The organism is Actinoallomurus acanthiterrae, from assembly GCF_054775715.1.
The window spans coordinates 4,908,076-4,928,650 of the sequence record NZ_BAAHCO010000001.1; the positions used below are offsets into that span (position 1 = coordinate 4,908,076).

The following is a 20,575-nucleotide window of genomic DNA, read 5'->3' on the forward strand; positions in this document are numbered from 1 at the left end:
CGGTGCCAGCCGCCTCGGTGGACAGGTCGAGCCCAGGCACCCCGCTTGTCGTCCTCGGTGGGCTCATTGCGAGGTTCGCGACTGATGCGGTGTGGTGGAGGAGGTGGTCGGCGCCACGGTGCTGCCGTGTCAGCGGATGGTGATCAGGCCTGTCTGGTAGGCGATGATGACGAGTTGTACGCGGTCGCGGGCGTTGAGTTTGGCGAGCAGCCGGCGGACGTGGGTTTTGGCTGTGCCGGGGCTGATGTGTAGCCGTTGGGCGATCTCGGCGTTGGTCAGACCCTTGGCCACGAGGGTGAGGACTTCGCGTTCGCGGTCGGTGACGGCCTCGAGCGCGGCGGGGGTGGTGGGGAAGGGGTCGGGTTCTGGTCTGGCCGCGAATTCCTCGATCAGTCTCCGGGTGATGCCGGGGGCCAGCAGCGCGTCGCCGGCCGCGATCACCCGGATGGCGGCCAGCAGATCCAGTGGTGGGGTGTCTTTGAGCAGGAAGCCGCTGGCCCCACCGCGTAGTGCTCCGTAGACGTATTCGTCCAGGTTGAAGGTGGTCAGTATCAGGACGCGTACGGCCGTGGATGATGTGATGAGGCGGGTGGCCTCGATCCCGTCCATTTCGGGCATTCGCACATCCATGAGCACGAGGTCGGGCAGTTCGAGCCGGGCTTGCTCAACTGCCTGTAGTCCGGTCGCCGCCTCGCCTACCACGGTCAAATCGTTGGCTGATTCGACGATGCCCCGCAACCCGGCCCGTACCAAGGTCTGATCATCAGCGACCACCGCACGGATCATGTGGGGTTCTCCGCCAGTGGGAGCCGGGCGGCGACCTGGAAGCCTTGGCCGGGCAGGGGGGCTGCGTGGAACCAGCCGCCGTAGAGGTTGACCCGTTCCTGCATGCCGTGCAGGCCGTGGCCGTGGACCGGGGGTGTGGCGCCGCCGCTGCCGTGGTCGGTCACCTCGATGGTCAGCTCGTCGGCCCGGTAGTCGATGACGGCGCGAGCTGTGGTGGTCCCGGAGTGCTTCACCACGTTGGTCAGGGCCTCCTGGATGATCCGGTAGGCCGACAGGTCGATCCCGGCGGGCAGGTCGCGGGGCTGCCCGCTGATGGCGAGTTCGACCCGTACGCCCGCTTGGGCGGTCTGCGTCACGAGCCGCTCCAGATCTGCCAGCCCCGGTGTGGGGGCGCGGGTGGGGCCTTCTGTCGCGCGGTCTGGATCCTCCTCGCGGAGCAATCCGAGCAGCCGGCGCATCTCCCGTAGGGCTTCCCGGCCGGTGGACTCGATGATGCCCAGCGCGGTGCGGGCCTCGGCTGGTTTTTCGTCGATCACGAGATGGCCGAAACCGGCCTGGACGGTGATCACGCTCATGCTGTGCGCGACCACATCGTGCAGCTCGCGGGCGATCCGTATCCGTTCCTCGGTGACCTGGCGCTGGGCCTTGTGCAGTTCGGCCTTGGTCTGCTCGGCCTGCCGCGCGGCCTGCTGCCGGAGCAGGTTCTCGGTGTAGGAGCGGTGCTGTCCCACCGCGAAGCCGACCGTCCACACGGTGACGAAGAGGAAGACGAACATGATCATGCCCCGGCTGGGCGAGACCGCGATCGCCAGTACCGGCGCCTGCGCCACGGCGAGCGCGATGAACGCGGTGCGGGGTCGGCAGATGGAGGCCACCGAGTAGAGGACATAGGGCATCGCCATGACCGGCGGAACCACACCCGCGCCGCCGTGGACTGGAAGCATGATCAGGATCGAGACGGTCATCGCGACGGTCGCGGCCAGCGGGTACCGCCGCCGCAGCACCACCGCCGCAGCGACCAGCGCGGTCCCGGAGAGCACCAGCAGGGCGATGCCCGGCGTGCGCATGTACTTCCACAACGACATCGGCATCAGCAGGGCACATGCCGCGGCGGCGAGGTAGTCCAGCGCCTGCCAGTGCCCGGCGCGCACCCACCTGAACAGTGGCGGGCGGGGCTCAGAATGCATAACCCGAGCGTATGGGCGCTTTCCCGGGTATGGCATCGCCCTGCGGGCGTATCCCCACAGGCATAGCCGCAGCGATGATCGCGCCAGTCGTACGCCCCTGCGCAGAGCCGAGAAAGGGCCCCGCCGGGGGACGATTCGCAGTCGCCTGGACCGGCACTGTGGAACGCGGGGTGAGGGACGCCCCTGGTCAAGGAGACCCAATGATCGAAGTTTATGAGCTCACCAAACGCTATGGCCCTGTCAAGGCCGTCGACCGCCTGTCTTTTGCGATCCGGCCCGGCCAGGTCACCGGCTTCCTGGGTCCCAATGGCGCGGGCAAGTCCACGACGATGCGGACGATCCTCGGGCTGGACACCCCCACGTCGGGACGGACCCTGGTCAACGGCGTGGCCTACCGTACGATCGAGAAGCCGCTGCGTGTCGTGGGGTCCCTGCTGGACGCCGGCGCGGTGCACGGCGGGCGAAGTGCCAGGAGCCACCTGGAGTGCCTGGCGGTCACCAACGACCTGCCGCGCTCCCGCGTCGGCAAGGTCCTGGAACAGACCGGCCTGTCCGGTGTGGCCCGCAAGCGGGTCCGCGGCTTCTCGCTCGGGATGCGGCAGCGACTCGGGATCGCCGTGGCCCTGCTCGGCGACCCGCCGATCCTGATGTTCGACGAGCCGGTCAACGGGCTCGACCCCGAGGGCATCGTATGGATCCGCAACCTGATGAAGTCGCTGGCGGCCGAGGGCCGTACGGTCTTCGTATCCAGCCATCTGATGAGCGAGATGGCGCTCACCGCCGACCACCTGATCGTGATCGGTCGAGGGGCCTTGATCGCCGACACCGGAATGGCGGACTTCATCCAGTCGAGCTCGCTGAACGACGTTCTCGTCCGTACGCCACAGAGCCGATATCTCGCCGACCTGCTCACCGCCAAGGGCGCCCAAGTCGTCGCCGAGCCGGACGGCGGGCTCGCGGTCACCGGCCTGACCACCGAGGCCATCAGCCAGGTGGCCGCCGCCAACGGCGTCGAGGTCTACGAGCTGGCCAGGCGGCAGGCATCGCTGGAGGAGGCCTACATGAAGCTCACCGACACCTCCGTGCAATACCGCGCGACCGACCCCGGAAAGCGTGGCAGGCGATGACCGCACAGCCTTCCCTACCCCAGCGCGGGGTACTGCGCTCCTTCCTGCCCGGGTGCGGGGTGCTGCGGTCGGAGTGGATCAAGCTGCGCTCGGTCCGCTCCACCTATCTGTCGGTGCTGTTCGCGACCCTCGTCGCCGTCGTGCTCGGCGTGCTGGCCACCTCGTCGGACGCGAGCAACTGGGCCACGATGACCGCCCAGGACAAGGCGCAGTTCGATCCGCTGGGGGACTCGTTCATCGGGCTGATCTTCGGCGAGCTGGCGTTCGGTGTCCTCGGGGTGCTGGCGATCAGCACCGAATACCGGACGGGCATGATCCGTGCGACGTTCTCGGCGGTGCCCCAGCGGGGGCGGGTCTATGCCGCCAAGGCGCTGGTGGTCGGCGTGGTCTCGCTGGTCCTCGGGATGCTGCTGGTCTTCGGGTCGTTCTTCCTGGGGCAGGCGATGCTGTCGTCCAAGCACCTCGATGTTCATTTGGGAGATCCCGGCGTGCTGCGGGTCGTTCTCTCCGCCGGTCTGTACCTGTTCGTGGTGACGATGATCGGATTCGGGCTCGGTGCGATCCTGCGGCACAGCGCCGGTGCGATCGCGGCCCTGGTGGCGATGCTCTGGCTCGCCTACCCGATCGGAAGAGTCCTCGATCACCTCTCCTACCTGCCCTCCCGGATGCTCCTGTTCAACATCGCAGACGCGATCACCAGGACGCACCCGGCCACCGGGAAACCCGCGCTGCGGATACCGTCCCTCGAACTGGCCTACTCCAGCCTCGCGCTCTACCTGGTCGTGTTCCTCGCGCTGGGCGCCTGGAGGGTCTCCCGCGATGCCTGAACCCGTCATGACGCTGCGATCAGGTCAGGCGTCTGTCTCGGCGCCCCCACGCCGTGGCGGGTTCCTCGTCACGCGGGGGATGCTCGTCTCCGAGTGGATCAAGCTACGCTCGGTCCGGTCCACCTGGCTGACTCTGCTGTGCGCGCTGCTGTTCGTGCTCGCCTTCGGCCTGTTCGACACCCTGTCGGTCACGGAGACCTGGAACACCATGTCCGCCGCCGACAAGGCGTCATTCGATCCGCTGGCGGAGGCCTTCGCCGGAATGCAGATCGGCGAGCTTGCCTTCGGCGTGCTCGGGGTCCTCGCCATCAGCGTGGAGTACGAGACGGGCATGATCCAGACCACATTCTCCGCCGTACCCAGGCGTGGGAAGGTCTTCGCGGCAAAGGCCGTGGTGGGGGGCGGCGTCATGCTCACCGCCGGCCTGGCGCTCGCCTTCGTCACCTTCCTCGGCGGCCAGTGGATGCTGTCCGCAAAGAACCTCGACGTCCAGTTGCAAGATCCCGGCGTACTGCGGTCCGTGGCATGCACCGGCCTCTACCTCGCCGTGGTCGGCCTGATCGGCTATGGCCTGGGCGCCCTGATCCGGCACACCGCCGGCGCGATCTCGGTCATGTTCGCCCTCATCTGGCTCACCTACGGCGCCACCCACGCCGTCGAGAAATGGTCCTACGTCCCCGACCGCTGGCTCCTCGTCAGCGCCTACCAGACCCTCTCCAGAATCCACCCGCAGTCGGGCACCAGCGCACTGCGGGCCCCGACGATCACCATGGCCTTCGTGGAACTGGCCATATACCTGCTCGTCTTCCTCGGCCTCGGCGCCTGGCGCATGTCCCGTGACGCCTAGATGAGTAGTTCCGAAGTGATCTCGGGGCGTGGCGTTCCGGCAGGAACGCGGAGAGGGTGTTCAAGATCCGTGTGTGACGGCAGAACTGAACACCCTCTTGACGGCACTGAACGTGAAGATCGACGACGAGATCGCCGGGCCGCGCCGGCGTGGCCGCCCGCCGCTGTTGACCGACTCCGAACTCATCTGTGCTTCGGAGCACCCCCACTTCCAATGATCTGAAGGAGTGCGTGTGATCTCCCCGCGAGTGGTGGGCACCGCCGCCCTGCTGGCCGTCGTGTCGCTGGCCGTACCGACTGCCGCCGAGGCCAAGACACAGCTCAAGACCCAGGCCCGGCCCCAGGCCGCCGCCCCGCCCCAGCTGACCCTTCCTGCGCCGACGGGCCCCTCCCCGCTCGGCACGGTGTCCCTGCATCTGGTCGACCGCTCAAGGAAGGACCCGTTCGCCGCGCCGGCCACGACCGCGAGCTGATGATCAGCCTGACCTATCCGGCCAGGAAGGTTGCCGCGTACCCGGTGGCGCCCTGGCTGCCGCCCAAGGCAGCGGCCCAGTACCTGCGCCAGGAGGGCCTGCCTCCGGGAGCCGTCCTGCTGCCGCAGACCCACGGGCACGAGGGCGCCCCCGCCGACCGGCGCGAGGGCCGGTTGCCCGTCGTGCTGTACTCCCCGGGCAACAACTCCTTCCGCTCGGCCAACAGTGTGGTGGTCGAGGAGCTGGCCAGCCGGGGATACGTGGTGGCCACGATCGACCACACCTACGACGGCCTGGTGGAGTTCCCCGACGGCCGGGTGGTGACCCCGGTTCCCGACGGCGCCGGGACCGGCTGGGTGGTCTATAAGCAGCGCATCGCCGACACCCGCTTCGTTCTAAACCAGCTCGCGGTGCTGAACCGTGGTGGCAACCCCGACGCCGAGCACCGCAAGCTCCCCAAGGGGCTGCACGGCCTGCTCGACCTCGGCCGGGTCGGCCTGTTCGGCTTCTCGGCCGGCGGGGCCCACGGTCGCATCCGCCATGTTCGAGGACCGGCGGATCAAGGCAGGGTTGGCCATGGACGGCCCGGTGGCGGGCCCGGTCGTCACCGCGGGGCTGGCCCGGCCGTACATGCTGATGACCGCCACCAAGGCCGTCCGCGACCGGATCCCCGACCTGGCCACGTTCTGGTCGAATCTGAAGGGCTGGAAGCTCAACATCAGGGCCGAAGGGGTAGAACACGCCTCCTACGGCGACCTGGAAGTGATCGCCCCACAGGTGGCGTCACTGCTGAAGTGGACGCCCGCCCAGCTCGCCGAGCAGATCGGCACGCTCGCCCCCGAGCGCGGCGAGGCCGTCCAGCGGGCCTACCCGCTGGCCTTCTTCGACCTGCACCTGCGCGGCAGGGGCCACCTGCTGGACGGCCCGTCACCGAGGTTCCCCGAGGTCACCTTCATTCCGTAGCGTCGCCCGCATGGCCGTTGGTCCTCGGGATCGGCGACCAACGCGGCCGCCGCCTGTGCCAGGTCGTCGAAGCCGGACGCGGAGGCCAACTCGCGGACCAGCGGCGCAAGCTCGGCAGACGACAGGGCGTCGGCGGCGCGCCGCAGGATGCGCAGCGCACCCTGGACGTCGCCAGCCCGGTAGAGCTCCTAAGCGTGGGGGAGCGGGGACGGTTCGATGCTCATGGGTCCTCCCGAGGGCGGTCGGCGGTCAGCCACGACCCGCCGAAGGGATGCCGGACGGCGGCGGGGCTGTGCGACGCCTGAGGACCCGTGCTCGATCGGCCGCTTCGCGGCAACCGGCAGCACGTTTACCGGACGGGGGCGGAGGCCGCCCTTCCGATCGTGGTCTCGGTCGTACATGCGTGATCATGACGGATCGTCACTCCGCTCGGCAACCGGCGACCGCGCCGGCTACGTTGCGCGCAAGCTCCGTAAGGCCAAAATGATCAACGAGGGTAGAGTCGCGGGCGTCCCTCGTGCGGCCCGGCCGCCAGGAGCGGTTCGCCGGCCAGGACGGCGAGCGCGACTACGGCCAGCAACCCGCCGGCGAGGGCCAGGGCACGCACGCCGAGCCCGGGCAGCAGCAGCCCACCGACGAGGGCACCACCGCCGATGCCGACGTTGAACGCGGCGGAGGTGCCCGCCGAGGCGACATCGGCGTTGCCGGGCGCCACCTGGAGAACGCGGCTCTGCAGGGCCGTGACGAGCCCAGGGAGCGGGAAACCCGACAGCGTGAGGAAGAGGACCGCCGCCCACGGCGTGGTCCCGAACGCGTACAGCCCGAGCAACGCCACCGCGAGCAGCGCCAGCGAACCGATCATCGCTCGTGTGGGAGAGCGGTCGACGACCACGCCGGAGCAGGCGATGCCGGCGCTGTCCGCGATCCCCTGCACGAACAGCAGCAGGCCGATCCGGTCCGGCGAGAAGCCGCTCACCCTGGTGAGGAACGTGCTGATGTACGTCTGCGTGGTGAAGAAGCCGGTGATGGCGAGCACGATCGTGACCACTAGCAGCCAGTAGCGGCGGGCGTCCGGTGTGTCGCCCGCGGCCGGCCCGCTCTCGCGCGGAACGACCCCCGGCATCAGGACGACGATCACCACGAGCGCGAGCAGGCCGAGGCCGCTGAGCGACAGGAACGCCACCCGCCAGCCGGCCTGGCCGCCGAGCCATGTACCGGCGGGCACGCCCAGAACCACGGCGAGTGAACCGCCGGCGAACACGGTCGCTGCGGCGCGCCCGCGCAGCTCCGGGGCGAACACGCCAGCCGCCGTTACCGCCGCGACGGGCCAGAACACCGCTTGCGAGAGTGCCGTCACGACGCGGGCCGCCAGCAGCATCCAGTACGTGGACGCGGCCGCCGAGATCCACGTGGAGACCACGAAGGTGACCAGCAACCCGGAGAGCAGCAGTCGCCGCGGTATCCGGACGACCGCGCTGGTCAGCGGCACGGAGACCACCGCGACCGTCAGGCCGTACCCCGTGACCAGCAATCCCGTGGACGACAGCGAGGTCCGCAGGTCCGCCGAGATGAGCGGAAGCAGGCCGACCGGCAGGTTCTCCGTGGTGCCGTAGCAGAACGCGGCCACCGCCAGCGCGACGACGACCCCGACCGCCGCCGACCGGCCCCGTGGGCTCTCGGCCATTAGGCACCCTCCACAACCGGTCACCGAGCGGTAGCGCCCACTCACGTGTCGAAGCGCTTCGACGCGTGAGTGTCGATCACCGGCGCAGGAAGGTCAAGAGAGTCAAGCCGCCGGGGCCCGCCCGCCCGGTGACGAGTCAAGATGCAGCACGAGTCGGCCGCGAACCGGAACGGTCCTGGGCGGAATGGGGGCTGTACTTGTTCGACGGTCCTCAGCCCGCCGACGCCGCCACCGCCGGCTACGGCACACATCGAGCGACTGGCCGCCGCCGAATGTCCGCCCTCACCGGTCACCGGTAGCGACCCTGGGCGAGGATTCGGAAACGGACGTATGTTCCTGGTGCGGTCGCCCGGCGTGGCCTTGGTCGGCCTGCCGGGTCCGTCGGCGGCTTCCTCGGACGACCCGGTTGGCGCAGGGTGCGGTGGTGGCCGTGGTCAGCGGGTCAGGGCGTCGTAGGTGACGGAGAGTTCGGCGGGGCCGCGCAGGATGGTGTTGGGGCGGTAGCGGGGCGGGTCGTCGGCCAGGCGGGGGTTGACCAGGCGGGTGGCGATGGCGGCCAGCGCGGCTTGGGCCTCCATGCGGGCCAGGGCGGCGCCGAAGCAGTAGTGGACGCCCCCGCCGAACGCCAGGTGCGCGTTGTCCGGGCGTTCGGGCCAGAACGCGTCCGGGTCGGCGAACCGGCGCGGGTCGCGGTTTCCGGCGGCGAGCAGCAGCCGTACGTGCTGGCCCGCGCGCACCGTGCGGCCGGCGACGTCGATGTCCGCGGTGGCGCGGCGGCCGGTCAGCTGCACCGGCGGGTCGTACCGCAGCACCTCCTCCACAACGGCCGGCGCGAGTTCGGGATTCGCGCGCAGTCGCGCCAGGACGCCGGGATTGCGCAGGAGCGCCAGAGTTCCGTTGGCGACCAGGTTGACGGTGGTCTCGTGGCCGGCGATGAGCAGCATGCCCAGGGTGATGGCGAGTTCGAGGAGGGTCATCCGGGTGGCGGGGTCGCCTTCGGTGAGCAGTGCGGAGATCAGGTCCGTACCGGGCTGTGCGCTTCGCTGGGCGATCATCGGCATGAGGTACTCGCGCCACTCGCGCTGGGTGGCCGTCAGATCGGCGAGTTCCTGTTCGGTGAGGGTCTCCACCGGGTCGAGTGCTTTGGTGAGCCGCGGCGAAGGAGTGGAAGACGGGTTCGTCCTCGGGTGGGACGCCCAGCAGTTCGCAGATCACGCCGACCGGCAGCGGGTAGGCCAGTTCGGCGACGACGTCCAGCCGGCCGGGTGCGTCGCTCGAACGCTCGTCCAGCAGCGCGGTCACGAGCGTGTCGATGTGCGGGCGCATGCCGATGATGCGCGGTGCGAACCGGTTCATGGTCTGCCGGCGCAGGGTGTCGTGGTGCGGCGGGTCGCGGAACAGGAAAGGTCCGGTGACCGGTCTACCGTCCGAGCCGCGCGGCGCGTCACCGGCGTCGGCTCCGGGGTCCTCCACGCTCATCCGGGGGTCGCGCAGCAGCCGGGTGATCTCCTCGTACGTGGTGACCAGCCATTCGTCCGCGCCGATCCGGTGGATCGGCGTGCGGCCCAGCTCGGTGAAGAAGGGGTAGGGGTCGTGGCGGTTGACCGGATCCAGGATCTGCCGGTAGACGGTCGCGGCGGCGTGGTTCGTCTCGGTGGTCATGACGGGTCCTTCCGGAAGGGTGAGGGCGGTGGTGCCCGGGCCACGGGATCAGGTGTCGGCGCCGGCGATGACGGGGCTGGTCGCCGAGGTCCGCGGGGCGACGGGGCTGAGCCGTGCGGGGCCGTCCGCGGCGTTGATGGCGGGCGGGAACGGCGCGCGCTCGGTGATGAGCGCGGCATAGCCGTCCAGCACGCGCGGGGAGTCGACCGCGACCGCGCCCACGGTGATCCCGGCGCGGCCGTAGGCGGCGACGAACGGACCGTGGTCGAATGACCCCTGGGCGAGCGCCACCTGGTCGGCGATGGCCGGCATGCCGACCGACTTGATGTTGAGCCCGAACTGGTCGGACCAGAACGCCGGCAGGGCATCGTTCCGGCGGACCTGCCCGGACGTGATGTTGTCCGCGACGGTCTCCGCCTGGTCGAGGGCGTTGCCCCAATGCTCGAAGGAGACCGGGCCGACGTCGAACCTCGGATGCCGCCAGTGGGCCACGTCGCCGGCCGCGTACACGCCGGGCACCACGCGCCCTCCGGCATCGAGCGCGCGGCAGGCCGCGTCGCACAGGACGCCGCGCTCGTCCGCGATCAGGCCGCTGCCGCGCAGCCACCCGGTGTCGCGCACCGAGCCGGTGGCCACGACCGCGACCCGCACGTCCAGCGTGGTGCCGTCGGACAGCCGTGCCCGCCGCAGCCGGCCGGACGCGTCCGCCTCCAGGTGTCGCACCGTGGTACGCACGCGCAGGTCGACGCCGTGCGCCCGTTGCCGTGCGCCGATCGCGGCGCCGACCAGGCCGCCCAGGGCGCCGGCGAGCGGCGCGGGCCCGCGCTGCGCCACGGTCACCGGCAGGCCGAGGTCACGGCAGCTCGACGCGACCTCCGACCCGGTGAAGCCACCCCCGACCACAAGCACCCGGCCGCCGGTCGCTGCGGCCTCGGTCAGGTCGGCGCGCAGCCGGTCCGCGTCGTCGCGACCGCGCAGCAGGTGCACCCCGCGCAGCGCGGCCTCGGTCGGCACCGGCCACGGACGGGCACGGGCTCCGGTGGCGATCACCACCCGGTCGAACCCGACGGCGCGGCCGTCGGCCAGTGCCACCGTCCGGGAGCGGAGGTCCAGGCCGGTCGCGGGCACGCCCAGGAGCCAGTCGGCGTCCAGATCGCGCGTCCGGGGGAGCGGCAGCCGGTCGGTGCCGAGCCGGCCGGACAGCACCGTCTTGGACAGCGGGGGACGGTCGTAGGGTTCGTACGGCTCGTCGCCGACCAGCGTCAACGTTCCCGTGAACCCGCCCCGGCGCAGCGCCTCGGCGGTGCGCAGACCGGCCAGCGACGCGCCGACGATGACCACCCGCTCAGCGGTGGCGGTGTGCAGAGTGATCGCCTGGACCGGGCAGGCGAGCGCGGCGCGACGCACGGCCGCCTCCGATGCCGCGCCGGGAGCATGGTCGTATTCCAGCGATTCTTCGCCGCGGAAATGGAACACCTCCGGTGCGGCGAACACGCACTGCCCGTAACTTTGGCAGCGATTCAGGTCGACAACGATACGCACGACGGCCTCGCAGTCCTCGGTTGACTCGATACGGGGTGAAACGGATTCCGGACCGGCGGCCCTGGACTCGCTTCGTCGGCGACGCTATGGCCTGCACCGATGAGCTGTCGTGGGGCGGCAGCCCCAACGCGGGTGGAGAACTCCTCCACCCGCGAATACGGCGGACGCCGCACGACGATCCGACGCGATTCTCGTAGCTTCGTGGGCAGTGGAATTCCCTCCACATTTGCAGCTCCATCGGCGAAAGGAAAAATCCGTGGGTTACGTGCGAGGCTTTCTTCCCTGGATCGCGTTCGACGCGGTATCGCTTTTCGGGTCGCAGTGGGCCGCGTTGGTCGCGCTCGTGATGAGCGCCTGCTTCCTGGTGCAGGACCGCCGGGCGGGGGTGACCGCGGACGCGCAGATCCTCGACTTCGGCACGATCGTCTACTTCGGCATGCTGACCGCGGTGGCCTTCGCCGATCCGCACTCGCCGTTGCTGAACTACGAGAGCGGGCTGTCGTCGGCGTGGCTGGCGCTGATCGCCGGGGTGAGCCTGCTGGTGCGGCAGCCGTTCACGCTGGGCATCGCCAAGCGCCGTACCCCGCCCGAGATCTGGCGCACCCCGCGTTTCCGGCGCACCAGCACGGTCATCGCGCGGGTCTGGGCGATCAGCTTCGCGGCCGGCGCGGTCGGCACGCTCGTCTGTGAGGCGACCGGCACCGGCCAGGTGGTCCGTGCCGTCATCCAGGTGCTCGCGTTCGGTGTCCCGGCGACCTTCACGCACCAGTACGTCAAGAGGGTCCGTGCCCGGAACGCGGCCACTGTCACCGCCGGCACCACCGCGAGCGTCCCGGCGGCCGGCGAATGACGGCCGCCGCAGCACCGTGCCGGACTCGGCCGATGCCGTCGACCAGCGCCCACGTGCGGGCGGCGTCGCCGTCCACACGGCCCCCTGCCGGCGCCCCGCGGGCCACGTCGCCCGGGGCGTACGTCCGACCCGGGCGCAGACGGTTCTCCACCCGGAGATACGGCGCTCGCCGCACGACGGCGACGCCGGCCGGCCGTAGTTTCCATCGCATCGGAACGAACGTCCTGAGCGGAGGCGAATCCAGATGAGCGGACCCGTGGAGATCGTGTTGATCGTGGCCGCGGTCGGCTATGTGCTGGTCCGGCGCCTGATGGGGGAGCCCGCGCAGGCCAAGCGGATGCTGGTCCTGCCGGCCGTGTTGAGCGTGATCGGGCTGTCCGACGTCTCGTCGCAGGTCAAAACGCCGTTGTCGCTGCTGTTCCTCGTCGCCACGGTCGCGATCAGCGTCGTTCTCGGTCTCCTGCGCGGCGTCAGCGTGCGGATCTCCGGCCGTGACGGCCTGGCCTTCGTCCGGTACACCTGGGTCACGGTGGTGTTGTGGCTGGTGAACCTGCTGATCAAGTTCGGCGCGAACGCCTGGCTCGCCGCGGCCGATCCGAAGGACGGCGGCGCGGTCGGCAACAGCCTGCTGTTCACCCTCGGGCTCGGCATCCTCGCCGAGGGTCTCGTGGTGCTCTACCGCGCGCTGCGCGCCGGCCACACCGTGATGTGGGCCCAGGGTCAGGATGGCGCCCCACATCGGATGTCCCCGTTCCTGGACGACCTGCGGCGCGGCCTGAACGACCGCGGCGACGGCCCCTACGATGACCGTGCGGCCGCGTGGAACAGCCGTCCCGGCCGGACGCGCGACCGCCGTCGATGATGATCGGATCCCCGGAACCATGACCACGCCGCAAGAGCGGTCGGCGGCTCGACCCGAGTTCTTCCGGGACGAGCTGATCCGGCCGTTCGTCACGCTCGCCGCGCTCGGTGTCGCCGTCGTCCAGTGGCCGCAGACGCAGGTCCTGTGGCCTGCGGTCGCGGTGCCACTGTTCGTCCTCGCCTCGATCGCCGCACTCGGCGCGCTGTTGCCGTGGACACGGCTGACCGGCCGTCAGCGGCTCGGCGCGGCGACCGCCTCCATGCTGCTCGGCGCGTTGTTGCTGCCGCTCGCGCACCACACGGCGACCACGTCACTGTTCCCGTACGTCGCGGCCGCCACGGCGGGCGCCAAGCTGGCCTCGCGCAAGGCCGCCGCCGGCGTCGCCGTGGCCGGTTCCCTCGTCGCGGCGGGCGCGACGTGGGTGGACACGTCGCTGGCACCGGGATCGGAACAGTGGCCGTGGTGGCTCGCGCTGACCGTCGGCCTGCCCGTCTACGTCGGCATATCGCATCGCGATCGGCTCGAAGCCCTGCGCAGCGCCCGGCACGCGGCCGAAGAGGCCCACCGGGCCAGGGAGGCCGAGGCGCGGGAGGCGGCGCTGATCGAACGCGGCCGCATCGCGCGCGAGATCCACGACGTGCTCGGTCATTCGCTGTCCGGGATCGCGCTGCAGTTGGACATGGCCGACGCACTGCGCGACAAGGGCCGTGACGAGGAGGCCACGGCGGCGATCCGCAAGGCCCGCGCGCTCGCCGTCGACAGCATCGGCGAGACCCGCCGCGCCGTCCACGCCCTGCGCGAGGACACCCTGCCGCTGCCCGAGACCCTGCGCCGGCTCGCCGACCACGGCGAGGTCGCCTTCGCGCTCACCGGTGAGGTGGCCCCGGTCGGCGCCGAGGCGGCGCACACGATGGTCCGGACCGCCCAGGAGGCGCTGACCAACGCGGCCAAGTACGCCCCGGGCGCCGAACGCACCCTGCATCTCGCCTTCACCGCCGACCGCGTCACCCTGACCGTGCACAACGGGCCGGCCACCCGGGCCCGCCGCGCCGATCTTGCCGGCGGCACCGGCGTCGGCCTCGTCGGCCTGCGCGAACGCGCCGCCCTGCTCGGCGGAGCCCTGCGCGCCGGGCCGGCGCCCGAGGGCGGCTGGACCGTGGAGATGGAGCTACCCCGATGACCGAGAACAGCCCGATCACCCTGGTGGTCGCCGACGATCAGGCGACCGTCCGCGAGGCGCTCGCGGTGATGCTCGACCTGGCCGACGACGTGACCGTCGTGGCCACGGCGACGAACGGCGCGCAAGCCGTCGAGGCCGCCGAACGGCACGGCCCCGACGTCCTGCTCATGGACCTCAATATGCCCGTCATGGGCGGGGTGGAGGCGACCAGGCGGATCCACCAGGCCGGTCCGGGCACCGCCATCCTCGTGCTGACCACGTTCGACGACGACGAGTCGATCCTGGCCGCCCTGCAGGCCGCGCCGGCGGCTACCTCACCAAGGACGCCGACCGCGACACGATCCTGAACGCCGTCCGCACCGCCGCCCAGGGCCAGACCGTGCTCGCCCCCGCCGTCCAGCGGCGCCTGCTCGCCCTGGCCTCCCGTTCCGCGCCGGCCGCAGCGTCCCACGACGACGGCCTCGGCCTGACGCCTCGCGAACGCGAGATCCTCGGGCTGATCGGCGAGGGCCTGCGCAACCCGGAGATCGCCAAGAAACTGGTGATCAGCGAGGCCACGGTGAAGACCCACATCAACAACCTGTTCACCAAGGCCGGATTCCATTCCCGCGCCGACGCCGTCCGCTACGCCCTGCGTCACCAGCCCTCCGGCGACCGGCGCTAGCGGCTCGAATCGAAGAATCGCGGATGATTCGGCCGGGGCTACGCCGACGGCCTTTGTGGTCCGCCTTATCCCGTTCCTTGCACCCCTGGGGAGCCGGTGTCGCCAGAGATCATCTTCACCTTTGATGATCGGGTCCGGGCTCTCAACGGCGCCTGCATGCTCGGCCCCGGAGTGATGGCCATCGCCGACTGCTTCGCCGGTCTGATCTGGCGCGTCGACCTGGCCGCCGATATCCGTAGCGCCACGGCACGGGTCTGGCTGGCCCACGACACCATGGCCTTCGACCCCGACAGCGGAGTGGCGCCGCCGCCCCAGCCGGGCGTCAACGGGGTCCGTTACGGTGCGAGGACCGGCTACCTGTACTACACCTCTACCGCGCAGAAGGTGTTCATGCGGGTCCCGGTGGATCCGGTGAGTCTCGATGCGGTCGGTGACGCGCAGGTCGTCGCCGCGATCAGCGACGGCGACGATTTCTGCCTGGATGAGGACGCCGGGTTCGCCTACGTCACCCGGCACCGCGCCAACACCCTGGACCGGGTTCCGCTGGAACCGCGGCGTGGCAGCCAGGTCCGGCATCTGGTCGGCGACCCGTTCGACCCTGTCCTGGCCGGCCCGTCCAGCGCCGCCTGGGGTCGCGGGCCCGGCGAGCACGGCCGGGTCGCCTACATCACCACCGATGGGGGCACCACCGCGCCACCCGACGGAATCGTCCGCAAAGCAGCACTGCTGCGCGCCGAACTACACCCGGCCGGGACGCCGTCATGACCCGGCGCGGCCAGATCGTCACCGTCGGCCCGGTGGCCGTCGAGACATATGCCGACGGAGACACCGACGGCCTCGACGTCGTCCTCCCGTCCTACGGCCGCGATGGCGGGGAGGATTTCGACCGGTTCGCCGCGGCCCTGGCCGGTGCCGGCCACCGTGTCCTGCGGCCCCGGCCCCGTGGCATCACCCGCTCTGCCGGGCCCGCGACCGGTGTCCCTGTTCATCCCGCCCCGCCACAGCGTCAGCGGTGCGTACGGTCGGGAGATGGCCGTTGCCGCCGCGAGAACGAACGGCACGAGTAGGAACAGCCCAGGCACCGAGCACGCGGCACACGCCTACGGGAACGAGCCACCAGCTGGTCGCGGCCGTGGTGATGCGGGAACGGACGCGCGTGCCGTTCGCGCCGCGCGGCTCAGTCGAGTGCGGCGATCGCGGCATGGAGTTCGTCGAGTGCCTGGCGTGCGAGGTCGGCGAGCGTGTGCTTGTCGGCCGGGTCGGACCAGTGGTCGAAGGCGCGGTGGAAGGCGCGGACGCCGAGTTCGGCGGCGAGACTCGCGGTGGGGTCCGGCACGCCGCGTTTGTGGAGTGCCTCCGTCAAGGCCTCGGCCAGGGTGGCGCGCTTGGACGCCGCGCGTTCTTGCAGTTCGGGGTTGGCGGCGATGACCGCTCGGACCTGGGCGCTGAACTCGCGGCGGTCGTCCGTGAAGCCGGCCGTGAGGGCATCGAGCGCCGACGCGACCGCCTGAAGGGGAGTGGCCGAGTCCGGTGCCACCGCGACAGCGTCGGCTATAAGCCGGCTGTGGACCTCCTGCCCGGCGAACAGCACCTCCCGCTTGTCGGAGAAGTGGCGGAAGAAGGTGGTCTTGGTCAGGCCGCCGGCACGCTCGGCGATCTGGTTCACGGTGGTGGCGTCGTACCCCTGCTCGGCGAACAGGTCGATCGCGGCACGCACGAGCCGTGTCCGCGCGTTCGGTTCCCATCGACCCATGGGGACAGCATAGGTGATGTGACTCGGTCACGTCACGCTGCTACAGTGACGTTACCAAGTCACATCACGCCCACCCCGCGCGGCGGGGCGGACGCCTTATCCCGGGAGAAGTGCTCATGCGTGTCTTCGTCACCGGCGCCAGCGGCCATATCGGCTCTGCCGTGGTGCCCGAACTGCTCCAGGCCGGGCACGAGGTCGTCGGCCTGGCCCGATCCGACGCCTCGGCCGCCGCTGTCAAGGCCATGGGTGCCCAGCTACGCCGCGGCGATCTCGACGATCTGGACGGCCTGCGCAAGGCCGCGGCCGAGGCCGACGCGGTCATCCATCTCGCGTTCGACCACGGCGCCGTCGCGGCGGGGAGGTTCGCCGACGCCGTGGCCGCCGACCATGCCGTCGTACGTGCCTTCGGCGAGGCGCTGGCCGGCAGCGGCAAAACCTTCATGGGCATCGGCCTGGGGGAGACCGGTGACGCGCAGCGCGATGCGGCGATCAACGCCAACCCCCGCTCTGCCGTCGCGCGCACCATCGCCGGGTTCACCGAACGCGACGTACGTGCCGTCCTCGTCGGGATCCCGCCGGTGACCCACAGCACGCGGGACCGGCACGGCTTCATCCCCATGATGATCGGGATCGCGCGTGAGACGGGCGTGTCCGGCTACGTCGACGACGGCGCCAACCGCTGGCCCGCCGGTCATGTCCTGGACGTCGGCAGCCTCTTCCGGCTCGCGCTGGACAAGGCGCCGGCCGGGGCCCGGCCGATCGCCGCGGCCGAAGTAGGCGTGCGGGCGCGTGAGATCGCCGAGACCATCGGACGCCACCTGGGGATCCCCGCCGTGAGCGTCCCGGCCGAGCGCGCCGCCGACCACTTCAAGGGATTCCCGTTCGCCGCGCTCGACATCACAATGTCCAACGAGGACACCCGGCGGCTACTGGGCTGGGAGCCGGTCCACCCCGGCCTGATCGCCGATCTCGAGCTGGGCCACTACTTCACCACCGGCTGACCCCCGCCGAGGGACCTCCCTGGTGACCGGCGCACGCGTCCCCGGCGCCATAGCCGACAACGCCCACCATCGGGCGCCTTCGCCTGCGGTGCGCCGTCGGCAAAGGCGCGCGATGAAGGGCCTCCTCCTGCCGATCGGGCCGGGATGCGCGGGGCGGCGCCGCTCGGCGAGGCTCGACCGCCGGCGACCGCGGCGGAGGACGAAAGCGGCGAGGGCCTGGAACTCCGGTGGGGCATCGCGGCGGTCAACACGAGACTGCCACGCGGACCGAGGAGAGCCTGGGCGTCAACATCGAGGGCCTGGACCTCGCCGGTCGCCGCTGTCTCGTCCAGGCCAAGGGCGCGCACCAGGGACCCGCCACCGCGGCCAGGCACGTAAGACCACGTGCTGGAGACCGTGTGGCGCAGAAACCGATGCACATTGAGCGACAGCCGGGTCGACTCGGACGCGTCCTCATGGCCGGTGCCGCCCGTGACCGGACTGCCACCCCCGGCTCGACCCAGACGAGATCGCCCAGGCCGCCGCCTGGCTCCTGAGCGACCGCGCCTCCTACGTGAACGGAACAGCCCTTCCGGTCGACGGCGGCATACAGGCATGAGGATCTCCCGGTGCCCGTCGGCGTTCACCCCGGTCGCGACCAGCACGTGAAAGGAGTCCGATTTCGTGGCGCGGGTCAACAGTCTGGCCCGGGCCGGTACGCGACCGGGCGCTGCCAGAGGAAGGCCGGCGACGCCGACCTCCTAGCGGATCAGCCGGCCGCGATGGCTTCTTGACGAACGCGCAGCCGGTAGCGCCGCGGTGCCTCGCCAACGACCCGTTTGAAGGCGGTGCTGAAGGCGCTCTCCGAGCCGTAGCCCAGCTCGGCGGCAAGCGTCGCGACGCGGACGTTGTCGTCGCGGAGCGCCCGCTGCGCCAGCAGCATCCGCCAGTGGCTGAGATAGGTGAGGGGCGGTATTCCGGCCACCTCCCGGAAGTGCTCGGCGAACGTCGTCCGCGACATGGCCGCCGCCCGCGCGAGCTCGACCAACCCCCAGGCCCTTCCTGGCTCGGCGTGGATCAGCTCCAGAGCGGGCCGGAGCCGCTCGTCGGTGAGCAGCCGCAGCCAGCCCGGCGGAAGATCGACCTGGCCGACGTATGCGCGCAGCGCATCGAGCAGCAACAGTTGACCGTACTGTCGGATCGCGAACGCCGAGCCGATCTGGTCACCGGTCACCTCGTCGAAGAGCCGTAGTAGGTCGGCCCGCAACGGCTCGGCGCCGGAGACCGATGCGCGCACGTGCGCCACCGGCGGGAGAGCGCCGAGCAGCAGTGCCCGGCCGGCCTCGTTGACGTCGACGCAACCGCCGATGAGCACGTCGTCGGTGTGATGATCGGCGCCGACGAACTGGGCCGCGGAGAAGTCGGACTCCGGCTGGACCTCATGGCGAGGCTCGTCGCCCGCCTCGAAGGCCACATAGGACCGCCCCATCAGGATCGCCACGTCACCGGGCTCGAGCTCGACCGGGCGGTCGACACCGTCCGTCGTGAGCCGAGCTCGGCCGCTGACCATCGCGAAGAACTTCACCGGGTCCACGAGCGATCCGCGCGACCACCAGCCACCGCGCGCCGCGATGCCACCAGTCAGGACACTGCGCACCTGGACCAAGTCGAAAATCTGCGATAGCCGATCAATCGCCATGTTCGTACTCTCGCGCAATAAATCCGAACGGACAAGTATTCATAGTACGCCGCTGGGGGCGCAGGCTGGGAGCGACACTGACGGAGAAAGAAGGAGCCCATGCGCTACCGCAGCCTCGGTCGGACCGGCATCAAGGTCAGCCCCTACGCTCTGGGTGCGATGATGTTCGGCGCCATTGGTAACCCCGACCACGACGAGTCGATCCGGATCATCCACAAGGCGCTCGACGCCGGGATCAACTTCGTAGACACCGCCGATGTGTACTCCCACGGCGAGTCGGAGGAGATCCTCGGCAAGGCGCTCCGGGGTCGCCGCGCGGACGTCGTACTCGCCACGAAGGCGCGGATGCCGATGAGGGACGAGCCCAACCACCAGGGCGCGTCCAGGCGCTGGCTGATGCGCGCGCTGGAGGACTCGCTGCGCCGCCTGGAGACCGACTACCTCGACCTGTACCAGATTCACCGGCCCGACCCCGACACCGACATCGAGGAGACGCTCTCAGCACTCACCGACCTGCAGCGCGCAGGCAAGATCCGCGCGTTCGGGACCTCCTCACTGCCCGCCTCGGAGATCGTCCGTGCCCACTGGGTGTCCGAGCGGCGCGGTCTGGCACGGCTGCGCACCGAGCAGCCGGTCTATTCGATCCTCAACCGCGGGATCGAGCGCGAGGTGCTCCCGGTCGCGCAAGAGTTCGGCATGGGCACACTCGTCTGGTCCCCGCTCGGCGGCGGGCTGCTCACCGGTCGGTACCGCAAGGGAGAGCAGGCCGCCACGCATCGGTCGCGGTACGGCTTCCAGCACCTCAGGGACGACCAACGCCTCGACGTCGTCGAGCAGTTGATCCCACTCGCCGACGAGGCGGGACTGTCGCTGACCCACCTGGCAATGGCGTTCGTCCTCACCCACCCGGGGGTCACCTCCGCACTTATTGGTCCGCGGACAATGGAGCAGCTCGATGACCTGCTCGCCGGTGTCGAGGCCGCCGTTGGCGACGACGTCCTTGACCAGATCGACAAGATCGTGCCGCCGGGCGCCGACGTCGGCACCCTCGATATGGCCTACCAGCCGCCCGCGGTTCTCGTCTCGACTCTGCGTCGACGTCCGCACGGTGAGCGCTCAGCCGCTTGATCGGATGCCGTTGTCCGTCGCGGGTGTGTACAGCCACTAGTGCCGCATCAGGCAACGTTCGCCCTGTTGACGACCTCGCGTAGGCGTTCGTCGGCGGAGGAGACGAAGGCGACGTCGCCGGACGCCACGGCGGATTCGAGGGCATCGATGGCGTCGCGTAGCGGCGCGAGGTGTGGGTGCCGAAATCGTGGGCCGGATCGGTGGCCGTCCTGGCCCGTGCTTGGGGTAGATCCGGCGCCGTTTCACGAGGTCGGCATGCCAGCGTGGGGGCGTCCGCGGTGTGATGAACAGGCGATGTCGGGGGAGTAGCCGCGCGAGCGCGGAAAGGATCGCCGAAAGAGTGACAGAGCAGTTAACAATCT

General features: G+C 70.5%; 22 protein-coding genes and 3 pseudogenes. 17 read left to right on the top strand and 8 right to left on the bottom strand.

Features of this window, described 5'->3' with window-relative positions; translation table 11 throughout:
• Positions 1-129 precede the first annotated feature (129 nt).
• Complete coding sequence (locus tag ACYVF7_RS23610) at positions 130-786, bottom strand: response regulator (protein ID WP_460344524.1); 657 nt, start codon at positions 784-786, stop codon at positions 130-132.
• On the bottom strand, positions 783-1,973 hold the full coding sequence (locus tag ACYVF7_RS23615; RefSeq protein ID WP_460344526.1) for a sensor histidine kinase: 1,191 nt from the start codon (positions 1,971-1,973) through the stop codon (positions 783-785). The genes ACYVF7_RS23610 and ACYVF7_RS23615 overlap by 4 nt, the downstream gene beginning before the upstream one ends.
• Positions 1,974-2,173: 200 nt before the next feature.
• On the opposite strand from ACYVF7_RS23615, the gene ACYVF7_RS23620 reads away from it, so the two are divergent.
• The 6 genes and pseudogenes from ACYVF7_RS23620 to ACYVF7_RS23645 form a co-directional block, all read left to right on the top strand.
• On the top strand, positions 2,174-3,100 hold the full coding sequence (locus ACYVF7_RS23620) for an ATP-binding cassette domain-containing protein (RefSeq protein WP_460344529.1): 927 nt from the start codon (positions 2,174-2,176) through the stop codon (positions 3,098-3,100).
• Complete coding sequence (locus ACYVF7_RS23625) at positions 3,097-3,927, top strand: ABC transporter permease (protein WP_460344532.1); 831 nt, start codon at positions 3,097-3,099, stop codon at positions 3,925-3,927. The genes ACYVF7_RS23620 and ACYVF7_RS23625 overlap by 4 nt, the downstream gene beginning before the upstream one ends.
• Positions 3,920-4,774, top strand: a complete 855-nt coding sequence (locus ACYVF7_RS23630; RefSeq protein ID WP_460344535.1) for a hypothetical protein — start codon at positions 3,920-3,922, stop codon at positions 4,772-4,774. Before ACYVF7_RS23625 ends, ACYVF7_RS23630 begins: the two co-directional genes overlap by 8 nt.
• A gap of 73 nt (positions 4,775-4,847) precedes the next feature.
• A pseudogene (locus ACYVF7_RS23635) lies at positions 4,848-4,964 on the top strand (IS982 family transposase); the annotation flags it as partial.
• A gap of 42 nt (positions 4,965-5,006) precedes the next feature.
• Complete coding sequence (locus ACYVF7_RS23640; protein WP_460344538.1) at positions 5,007-5,246, top strand: hypothetical protein; 240 nt, start codon at positions 5,007-5,009, stop codon at positions 5,244-5,246.
• A pseudogene (locus tag ACYVF7_RS23645) lies at positions 5,246-5,470 on the top strand (lipase); the annotation flags it as partial. The gene ACYVF7_RS23640 and the pseudogene ACYVF7_RS23645, both read left to right, overlap by 1 nt.
• A 171-nt stretch (positions 5,471-5,641) precedes the next feature.
• Here the strand turns inward: ACYVF7_RS23645 and ACYVF7_RS23650 are convergent.
• A complete protein-coding gene (locus ACYVF7_RS23650; protein WP_460358631.1) occupies positions 5,642-5,824 on the bottom strand; it encodes a hypothetical protein in 183 nt (60 codons plus the stop codon).
• Here ACYVF7_RS23650 and ACYVF7_RS23655 point away from each other — a divergent pair.
• Positions 5,823-6,209 (top strand): hypothetical protein, encoded by a 387-nt coding sequence (locus ACYVF7_RS23655; RefSeq protein WP_460358633.1) that lies wholly within the window; start codon positions 5,823-5,825, stop codon positions 6,207-6,209. The genes ACYVF7_RS23650 and ACYVF7_RS23655 overlap by 2 nt on opposite strands.
• Positions 6,210-6,696: 487 nt before the next feature.
• Here the strand turns inward: ACYVF7_RS23655 and ACYVF7_RS23660 are convergent, their stop codons facing one another.
• The 3 genes from ACYVF7_RS23660 to ACYVF7_RS23670 form a co-directional block, all read right to left on the bottom strand.
• Positions 6,697-7,893, bottom strand: coding sequence for an MFS transporter (locus ACYVF7_RS23660; RefSeq protein WP_460344540.1), 1,197 nt, complete (start codon positions 7,891-7,893; stop codon positions 6,697-6,699).
• A gap of 434 nt (positions 7,894-8,327) precedes the next feature.
• Positions 8,328-9,023: a cytochrome P450 gene (locus ACYVF7_RS23665; RefSeq protein WP_460344543.1), complete on the bottom strand. Its 696-nt coding sequence runs from the start codon at positions 9,021-9,023 to the stop codon at positions 8,328-8,330.
• A gap of 580 nt (positions 9,024-9,603) precedes the next feature.
• The gene (locus ACYVF7_RS23670; protein WP_460344546.1) at positions 9,604-11,097 is read right to left on the bottom strand and encodes an FAD-dependent oxidoreductase; all 1,494 of its coding nucleotides are present in this window, start codon (positions 11,095-11,097) and stop codon (positions 9,604-9,606) included.
• A gap of 256 nt (positions 11,098-11,353) precedes the next feature.
• Here ACYVF7_RS23670 and ACYVF7_RS23675 point away from each other — a divergent pair, with 256 nt between their 5' ends.
• The 7 genes from ACYVF7_RS23675 to ACYVF7_RS23705 all read left to right on the top strand — a co-directional run bounded on the left by ACYVF7_RS23675 (position 11,354) and on the right by ACYVF7_RS23705 (position 15,720).
• Entirely contained in the window at positions 11,354-11,947 is a 594-nt protein-coding gene (locus tag ACYVF7_RS23675; RefSeq protein ID WP_460344549.1) for a hypothetical protein, read from the top strand.
• Between the two features lie 244 nt (positions 11,948-12,191).
• A complete protein-coding gene (locus tag ACYVF7_RS23680; protein WP_460344551.1) occupies positions 12,192-12,809 on the top strand; it encodes a hypothetical protein in 618 nt (205 codons plus the stop codon).
• A 19-nt stretch (positions 12,810-12,828) separates the two neighbouring features.
• Positions 12,829-13,989 carry a sensor histidine kinase gene (locus ACYVF7_RS23685; protein ID WP_460344554.1) on the top strand — a complete coding sequence of 387 codons (1,161 nt, stop codon included), beginning with the start codon at positions 12,829-12,831 and terminating at the stop codon, positions 13,987-13,989.
• Positions 13,986-14,336, top strand: coding sequence for a response regulator (locus ACYVF7_RS23690; RefSeq protein WP_460344557.1), 351 nt, complete (start codon positions 13,986-13,988; stop codon positions 14,334-14,336). Before ACYVF7_RS23685 ends, ACYVF7_RS23690 begins: the two co-directional genes overlap by 4 nt.
• A 32-nt stretch (positions 14,337-14,368) precedes the next feature.
• Positions 14,369-14,653, top strand: coding sequence for a response regulator transcription factor (locus tag ACYVF7_RS23695; RefSeq protein WP_460344560.1), 285 nt, complete (start codon positions 14,369-14,371; stop codon positions 14,651-14,653).
• A gap of 96 nt (positions 14,654-14,749) precedes the next feature.
• A complete protein-coding gene (locus ACYVF7_RS23700) occupies positions 14,750-15,418 on the top strand; it encodes a hypothetical protein (protein ID WP_460344563.1) in 669 nt (222 codons plus the stop codon).
• Positions 15,415-15,720, top strand: coding sequence for a hypothetical protein (locus tag ACYVF7_RS23705; protein ID WP_460344566.1), 306 nt, complete (start codon positions 15,415-15,417; stop codon positions 15,718-15,720). Before ACYVF7_RS23700 ends, ACYVF7_RS23705 begins: the two co-directional genes overlap by 4 nt.
• A gap of 110 nt (positions 15,721-15,830) precedes the next feature.
• On the opposite strand, the gene ACYVF7_RS23710 is transcribed toward ACYVF7_RS23705, so the two are convergent.
• Entirely contained in the window at positions 15,831-16,406 is a 576-nt protein-coding gene (locus ACYVF7_RS23710) for a TetR/AcrR family transcriptional regulator (protein WP_460344569.1), read from the bottom strand.
• 116 nt (positions 16,407-16,522) lie between these two features.
• On the opposite strand from ACYVF7_RS23710, the gene ACYVF7_RS23715 reads away from it, so the two are divergent.
• Positions 16,523-17,407 carry an SDR family oxidoreductase gene (locus ACYVF7_RS23715; protein ID WP_460344571.1) on the top strand — a complete coding sequence of 295 codons (885 nt, stop codon included), beginning with the start codon at positions 16,523-16,525 and terminating at the stop codon, positions 17,405-17,407.
• 505 nt (positions 17,408-17,912) lie between these two features.
• Positions 17,913-18,005: pseudogene (locus ACYVF7_RS23720) on the top strand (SDR family oxidoreductase); the annotation flags it as partial.
• Between the two features lie 150 nt (positions 18,006-18,155).
• Here the strand turns inward: ACYVF7_RS23720 and ACYVF7_RS23725 are convergent.
• Positions 18,156-19,085, bottom strand: a complete 930-nt coding sequence (locus ACYVF7_RS23725; RefSeq protein ID WP_460344574.1) for an AraC family transcriptional regulator — start codon at positions 19,083-19,085, stop codon at positions 18,156-18,158.
• Positions 19,086-19,184: 99 nt separating this feature from the next.
• Here ACYVF7_RS23725 and ACYVF7_RS23730 point away from each other — a divergent pair, with 99 nt between their 5' ends.
• On the top strand, positions 19,185-20,213 hold the full coding sequence (locus ACYVF7_RS23730; RefSeq protein ID WP_460344577.1) for an aldo/keto reductase: 1,029 nt from the start codon (positions 19,185-19,187) through the stop codon (positions 20,211-20,213).
• Positions 20,214-20,575: the final 362 nt, after the last annotated feature.